Raw genomic sequence first — 8069 nt, forward strand, 5'->3', positions numbered from 1 at the left:
ATTCATTGGTCATTGTCTTAAAGTCCGAGGCTCAGGCCGAACAGGTAGGTCTTCGGCAGCAGCGCCTGGTAGTTATCCACACCGTTATAGCCGATGCCGGAATACCATGGCACATCCGGGTTGATACCCGAGTAACCGGTGATGGTAAAGGCATTCTGCATGGAGGCATACACCCTCAGGTTCTTGAGGCCCTTCACGATTCCTTTAGGCAGTGTGTAGCCCAACTGAATGAGGCGGCAGCGGGTGAAGTCGCTCTTTTCCAGGAAGAAGGTAGACATCTTGCTGAAGTTGCCGTTCAGGTCTGTGGTCTTCAGGATGGGGAACTCGTTGGTGCTGCCCTCTCCGTTCCAGTACTGGTCTGCCCAACCCTCTTCGAAGTTATACTTCCAGCGGGCCGCGTTCATGTTCATGCGTGCAACGTTGAAGACCGTCTGGCCAAAAGAACCGTAGAACTCCATGCGGAAATCGAAGTTGCCATAGTTCAGGCCCAGCGTGAGACCTGAAGTGAGGTCCGGATAAGGAGAGCCGATGTCGGTCAGGTCGTCGTTGTCAACGTCGCCGTCATTGTCAGCATCACGATACTTCAAGTCACCAGCCATCGCGGCAGGCTGGTAACGGATCCCGTCGTTGTTCACGTAAGCCGCAGCTTCTTCGTTGGTCTGGAACACGCCGTCAACAATGAAACCATACCAAGCGCCGGGCTCATGTCCCTTTGTGATGCGCGAACGGAAAGTGGAAATACCGTCATTGCTTTCGCCATAGCGGAGCGGGTCAACGTTACCCACATATTTGGCGATCGACTTATAGTGGCTGAGCGTAAGATCGGCCGTGAACCTGAGCCTTGATCCGATGTTTGTCTTGTAGCCGACAGACATGTCCCATCCGGTGGTGCGCAGTCTCGCTACGTTGGTGTTCTGATATGACGTGTAACCGTTCGGATATCCGAGGGTGTGGTCGATGAGCACACTCACCAGCAGGTTATTGGGTGTCTTAACATAGTGATCGAAAGACAGGTTCAGCTTATCCTGAAGCAATGAGGCGTCGATACCGATGGTGTAGTCTTCCTGAACTTCCCATTTGATCTCAGGGTTCGAGATCCACGTAGGTGTGTATCCGGAGATCGGCGCACCGGTGGCATCAACATACGTTGTGCGGTTCACTACTGTCAGGTACGATCCGGGCGATCCCGGCAGGTTTCCACCAGCCTGTCCCCAGCTGGCTCTCAGCTTCAGGTAGTTCACCGTGTTGGTATAAGCCGAGAAGAACGATTCTTCCGAGATAGTCCATGCTGCCGATACGGTTGGGAAATATCCCCAGCGGTATTTAGGATTCACCATCGACGATCCGTCAGCGCGCATACTACCGCTCAGGTAATACTTGTTCCGGAAGTTATAACGAAGCGATCCGAAATACGACGACATCTTTCCGAAAGGTCCAGCACCAGGCTGATACGATCCACTACCCGTGTTTGTCGGGCCGGCGGCAGGTATATATTGGTACGGCTCGGCATCGAATGGTATGCCCCTGCGCTCTGCACTGGTTCCTTTGGTGGCATAGCTATCCATGCTTTGCCCCAGCATTGCATCGATATTATGATCATCACCTATGGCCGCCGTATACGCGAGCGTGTTGGTGATCTTCCAGCGGGTATCCGAAGAAGAGCTTGAGCTCACGATCGACTCCAGTGTACGGGCATCGGTGGCGAGAAATACTTTAGGTGAATAAGCATTGCGCTGCGTTACATTGCCAGTTGCATCGAGCGATGATTTGAACACGAGGTTTTTGACAGGCTCGATCTGGAGGAAGGTCTGGAATTGTCCTCCGAAATATTCGTTCTCGGAAAAGTTCTTGCGCAATTCATACTCAGGATTGGTAGCCAGGTTATAAGGCGAACGGTTAGGCAAACTGTAGTACGGATTGAACGCGGTCTTGTCATAGCCAACGGGAAGCATCTGGTAAACTGAATCCTCGCTCTTGAACGGCGCCGTGGTAGGGTCCATCGCCAATGCATTCCACGTGAGGTTCATCGGTGCATAGGGATATTTTTCATAGCGGGGGGCGAGCGTAAAACCCAACTTGACTTTATCGCTGATCTTGACATCGCCATTGAAACGCGCCGTCAGCTTGTTCCACTCGCCACCACGCGCGCCCATGTTGGAGGTCTCCTTGTAGTAGCCGAGACTTCCGTAGAGCGTGAGCCCTTCTCTGTTGGCGGATGCGCTGATCATGTAGTTCTGACGCACACCAGGACTTTTGAACGTGCTCTTCCAGTAGTCATAGCTCTTCAGGTTGTCAGGATTGGCAAAAGGAAGCGGGATGCCGCTGTTGGTTGCGATCTGGTTCTGTACACGGGCATACTCCTGCGCGCCAGCAGGGTGAAGCTCAGGCATATAATCAAGACCTATGGAAGATTCGACATTGATCTGCGGTTCGCCCCTTCCTCTTTTTGTCGTGATCAGGATCACACCCTGGCCCGCACGTGATCCGTAGATAGCGGCAGCAGAAGCGTCTTTCAACACGTCAACACGGTCGATGTCCAGCGGGTTGATGGTGTTCATAAAATTGTAACCGATCTCCATACCATCCACAATGATCAGCGGGTTCGTGTTGCCCGTGAGGCTGCTCATACCCCTCACTACGATGCGGGGCTGCGCGCCAACACCACCACCGGCGTTGAAGATCTGAACGCCGGGAATTTTACCCTGCAGCGCAGTGGCCGCGGTGCCTGTAACAAAAGGTTTCAGCTCTTCAGACGATACAGACGAGATCGCGGTGGTCACGTCTCTTTTGGCCGAGGTCTGGTACCCGAGTACCACGATCTCTCCCAGCTGCGAGATCTCTACTTCCAGCGATTCGGCAATGTACGTTCTGTTGGCCACCGACACTTCTTTGGTCTTGTAACCGATGAATGACATGATCAGGACCGCATCCGGTTGTGCTTCCAGCGAGAACTCGCCGTTGGCATCCGTGGTCGTTCCCGTGTTCCGGCCCTTCACCAGGATGCTGACGCCCGGCAATGGCTCGGTACCTTCCGTTACCTTACCACTGATAGTGGAAGACTGCGCTATGCCGTCTTCGGCTATCAGGACAATTAAGAATGTCCATAAAAAAAGGAGGAGAAATTTTTTCATAAGCGCGTGTTTAAGATTGAGTTATTAAGGGGTTTAGTTGATTGTATATTGGGCTCTCTAATGTCTTATGATCTCTGTTTCGAACTGCTCCAGCGTTTTGCCCTTGGTCTCGGGCGCAAACCGCAGCAGAATAAAGAAGTACAACAGGCAGATTCCCGAGAAGAGGAAAAAGGTTTGCGGCGCATTCAGCCACTCGATGAGCACGGGAAAACCGTACGCCAGCGCGAAGCACGCAACCCACAGCATACACGTAGATACTGACACGGCCACACCCCTGATGCGCGTGGGGAAGATCTCCGAGATCAGCACCCACGTTACCGGCGCCAGCGTAGTGGCATAGGTAGCGATGAATGCCAGCACAAAGAACGTGAGCCAGTATCCTTCGAACAGATTGAAATAGTAACAGATGCCGACCAGGAAAAGCCACACCGCCATCAGTGAAGAACCGCCGAGCATCAGCTTCTTCCTTCCAAGCCTGTCTACCAGCTGCATGGCCACCAGCGTGAACACCAGGTTGATGGCGCCGATCATGATCTGCTGGAAGAGCTGATCTTTCACATCCATGCCTGCCTTTTCAAAAATGATGGGTGCATAAAAGAACACAGCGTTGGCACCGGAGATCTGCTGGAACACTGCCATGGTGATGCCCAGCAGCACAACGAACGTAACCCCGTGCTGAATAAGGTCAGACAACTTACCTCTCACTTCACCCCGCACACCGGCCTGGATGGAACGGATGTCATCGTTCACACGCGATCCTCCATTCACTTTCTTCAATACTTCTTTCGCTTTCTCCACATACCCTTTGCTCACCAGCCAGCGCGGACTTTCAGGTACCAGGAAAATGCAGAAGAAGAACAACGCTGAAGGAATGGCGCCCGAGGTGAACATCCAGCGCCAGTTGTTCTCCGCGTCAGCGAGCAGGTAATTGATGAAGTACGCCAGCAGGATGCCGATAACGATGGTGAGCTGGTTGATGGAAACCATACGCCCGCGGATATTCGCAGGACTGATCTCTGCTATATACAGAGGCGACAGCATGGACGCTGCACCCACGCCAATACCTGCAATGATGCGCCAGAAAATAAGCATGTTGTAGCTGCCGGCCCAACCCATCAGCACTGAAGAGATGGTGAAGATGCCCGCGGCAACAATGAGCAACGGCTTGCGTCCGAAGCGGTCAGTGGCATACCCTGTAAACAAGGTGCCGATGATACATCCTATATATAAGGAGCTGCCCGTCCAGCCGAGCTGGGCTTCTGTGAGCTCATAATAAGGTTGAATAAAAGGGATCGTTCCGGAGAACACAGCAATGTCGAAACCGAAAAGCAGTCCGCCGAAAGCTGCGATCAGGCTGATGAAGATGATATAAGAATTTGTGCGCATGGGTCCGGAAACGTTTGTTACAAAAGTGTCATCGAAATCGATGGCAATAAATGGAGAAATGGATTTAAAAGATGGACTTTCTTACGATGGCCAGCAGGGCGCGGCGCTGTCGTTTATTGTTTCTTGTTCCGGTACTCTACCGGTGAAAGGCCCATGATCTTGGTGAACATGCGCGAAAAATAGTAGGGATCTTCGATGCCGAGTTTAGAGGATATCTCGTTGACCCTCAAGGTAGTGAATTGCAGATACTGGCATGCGTGCTGGATCTTCAGGTGATTGAAGTACACGATGGGCGAATACCCCGTTTTTTTCCTGAAGATGCTGGAATAGTGCGATACGGATAGATTAACTTCTGATGCCAGCTGCTCCAGGCTCACCATGCTCTCCAGGTGCTGCTGCATGTACGTGATGGAGATATCGACCACGTCTTTGTCAGGTTTGTGCAGCGCGGAAGTGAATTTTTCAACGAAGCTGAGCGACGTGAGGAAGTAGGCGAAGCTGGTGCTGCTGTAAACCAGGTTATCAAGACTGTACCCTGATTCAAAATTACTGTACATGGCGTCAAACAGCTTGATCCGCTCATCGAGGAAACCGGCATGGTTCACAAAGCTCTTGTATTGCCTCGATAGCAGCGAAGCGAAATACGACGCCTGAACTCCTTTGAAGTGGGCCCAGTAAATGGTCCAGGGAGTTTCTTCATCCGCCCAATATGTGTGGGGCATGTCCGCCGGAATGATGAGGTACTCGTTGGGGTCAACCTTGAAGGTGCCGCCCGGAACTTTGAGCCAGCCCTTTCCTTCGAGGCAGTAGATGAGCACATTCTGGGCGATGCCCGTGGGACGCTCACGGTAGTGGTACTGCGCCCGCGGATAGAAACCGATATCAGTGATGTACAATGAGTTTACTGGTGGCGTGTAGGCACACACTTCCAGGATCTTCTTGGGCAGTACAATAGCCCTTTGCCCCTCGAAACCTTCCCTTTTTCGTATCATTTCAACAACCCGATCAATTTACCCGCACAATAAGATTGTCCATCAAATGCAATATTTAATCCATTATGGATGCTTCAAGAAGCCGATATTTTTGTTGAAAAACAATCGTTTTAGGATGGAAAGTAATCGTATTGTAAAGGTTTGGGAAGAAGACGTGATAATCCCCACTTATGGGATAGGGGAACCAGAAAAAAATCCAATCTTCCTGGAGAAGCGGGTTTACCAGGGCAGCAGCGGCGTGGTGTACCCCCACCCTGTGATCGAGAAGATCCTGGACGAAAAAACTGACAAGACCTACCATGCCCTATATCTTGAAAATGACTATTTGAAGATCATGATCCTGCCCGAGCTGGGTGGCCGGGTGCAGATGGCTTACGATAAAGTAAAGCAAAGACACTTTATTTATTATAACCAGGTGATCAAACCCGCGCTGGTGGGCCTCGCCGGACCGTGGATCTCGGGCGGCATTGAATTCAACTGGCCGCAGCATCACCGGCCCAGCACCTTCGATCCTGTTGACTTCAGCATCGAAGAGCATGCTGACGGAAGCAAGACCGTGTGGGTGAGCGAGGTGGAACGCATGTTCAACACCAAAGGTATGGCGGGCTTTCGCCTGTATCCCGACAAGGCTTACCTCGAGATCAACGCGAGGTTGTACAACCGCACACCCTTCCCTCAGACCTTTCTCTGGTGGGCCAACCCGGCCGTGAAAGTGAACGATCACTATCAGTCTATCTTCCCTCCTGACGTGCACGCGGTGTTCGACCACGGCAAACGTGATGTATCTGAGTTCCCCATCGCCAGGGGCACCTATTATAAAGTGGACTATTCCGCCGGGGTCGATATCTCCCGGTACAAAAATATCCCTGTGCCTACCTCCTACATGGCCATCCGCTCGAACTATGATTTTATGGGCGGCTATGAGCACGACAGCAAAGGTGGTCTGCTGCACATCGCCAACCACCATGTATCGCCGGGAAAGAAACAGTGGACCTGGGGCAATGGCGAGTTCGGCCAGGCCTGGGACAGGAACCTCACGGACGAGGATGGTCCTTACATTGAATTGATGACCGGCGTGTTCACCGATAACCAGCCCGACTTCTCGTGGATCCAACCTTTCGAGGAACGCACCTTCACACAATACTTCATGCCGTATGCCGAGCTGGGCGCGGTGAAGAATGCCACCCGCGAGGCGATGGTGAACTTTGAAAAAGATGGCAACAACGTGAGCATCAAGCTCTATACCACGGCTGCATACCCTGACGCAACGGCCACGCTGCTGTGCAACGGGCAGACGGTGTGGAGCCAGCAGATCGCCATATCACCTGAGCAACCTTTCACCCACACCTTTATGCTGAAAGAGAATGCCGAGCTTCACAAGTTTACTTTCAGGCTGCACAGCGGCGACGGAAAACAACTGGTGGCCTATACTCCTGAAATGGCCGTGGACAAAACCGTACCGCAGCCGGCCGTGGCAGCCAAACACCCCGAGGCCATCACCAGCATCGAACAGCTGTACCTCACCGGGCTGCACATAGAGCAGTACCGCCACGCCACCTACAGCGCCACAGACTATTATCGCGAGGCGCTGAAACGGGAGCCCACCGATGTGCGCTGCAACAACGCCATGGGACTCTGGTATCTGAAGCGGGGACAGTTTGCCAAAGCGGAGCCGTACTTCAGGCAGGCCATAAAAACACTGACGGAAAGGAACCCGAACCCTTATGACGGTGAATCTTATTATAACCTGGGATGGGCACTGAAGCTCCAGGGCAAAACCAACGAAGCCTTCGACGCTTTGTACAAGGCGGCCTGGAATGCCGCATGGCAGGATGCCGCGTACCTGAACCTGGCCCGCATCGCCACCGGCAAGGGCGCCTATGAAGAAGCGCTTGACCTGGTGAACAAGGCGCTCGTAAGGAACTACCACAGCCATGTAGCCCGCCATCTGAAAGGTACGCTGCTGAGAAAACTCGGAAGGTCTGAAGAAGCCGACGCGCTCATTGAGGAGTCGCTGGCCATAGACCGTTTCAATTTCGGCTGTCTCTACGAGCGATACCTGCTAAGAAGCGCCGCGGGTAAAGATGTCGCCACCCTGCACCAGTTGAAAAAGCTGATGCGCGACCAGGTGCACACCTACATCGCTTACGCTTTCGATTATGCGAACGCAGGCTTGTATGAAGAAGCCTCTGACCTGCTGAGCCTTTTCACAGACGGGAAGAAGGATGTATACCCGATGGTGTACTACTCCCTGGCCTATTTTGCGCATCAGCTGAACAAACACGACAGGGCGCTGGAGTTTTGCAAGCTTGCTTCCGCGATGAGACCGGATTTCTGTTTCCCCAACCGGATAGAAGACGTCAACGTGCTGCAGACCGCCATTGCCATTTATCCGGCGGATGCCCGCGCGCCCTTCTACCTCGGCAACTACTGGTACGCACATCGCCAGTACGACGAAGCGCTGGTGTCCTGGGAGCTGAGCCGGTCACTCGATGCAAAGTTCGCCACCGTTCATCGCAACCTGGCGCTGGCGTATCACAACAAACAGCAGCATGCCGGC

Annotated in this window: 4 protein-coding genes; 1 reads left to right on the forward strand and 3 read right to left on the reverse strand. The window is 52.9% G+C overall.

What is annotated here, in order from left to right; genetic code table 11:
• Positions 1-17: 17 nt before the first annotated feature.
• The 3 genes from KK083_RS20190 to KK083_RS20200 form a co-directional block, all read right to left on the reverse strand.
• The gene (locus KK083_RS20190) at positions 18-3131 is read right to left on the reverse strand and encodes a SusC/RagA family TonB-linked outer membrane protein (RefSeq protein WP_254166993.1); all 3114 of its coding nucleotides are present in this window, start codon (positions 3129-3131) and stop codon (positions 18-20) included.
• Between the two features lie 57 nt (positions 3132-3188).
• Entirely contained in the window at positions 3189-4517 is a 1329-nt protein-coding gene (locus KK083_RS20195) for a sugar porter family MFS transporter (RefSeq protein WP_254166995.1), read from the reverse strand.
• Between the two features lie 113 nt (positions 4518-4630).
• Entirely contained in the window at positions 4631-5509 is an 879-nt protein-coding gene (locus KK083_RS20200; protein WP_254166997.1) for an AraC family transcriptional regulator, read from the reverse strand.
• 115 nt (positions 5510-5624) lie between these two features.
• Between KK083_RS20200 and KK083_RS20205 the strand changes: the two genes are divergently transcribed.
• Positions 5625-8069: DUF5107 domain-containing protein (locus tag KK083_RS20205; RefSeq protein ID WP_254166999.1), on the forward strand; the 2445-nt coding region annotated here is incomplete at its 3' end.

The organism is Chryseosolibacter histidinae (genome assembly GCF_018598225.1).
GTDB lineage: Bacteria > Bacteroidota > Bacteroidia > Cytophagales > Cyclobacteriaceae > Chryseosolibacter > Chryseosolibacter histidini.

Coding starts and splice junctions, on each gene's coding strand:
- KK083_RS20190 (WP_254166993.1), bottom strand. CDS start 3,131: ATGAAAAAATTTCTCCTCCTTTTTTTATGGACATTCTTAATTGTCCTG.
- KK083_RS20195 (WP_254166995.1), bottom strand. CDS start 4,517: ATGCGCACAAATTCTTATATCATCTTCATCAGCCTGATCGCAGCTTTC.
- KK083_RS20200 (WP_254166997.1), bottom strand. CDS start 5,509: ATGATACGAAAAAGGGAAGGTTTCGAGGGGCAAAGGGCTATTGTACTG.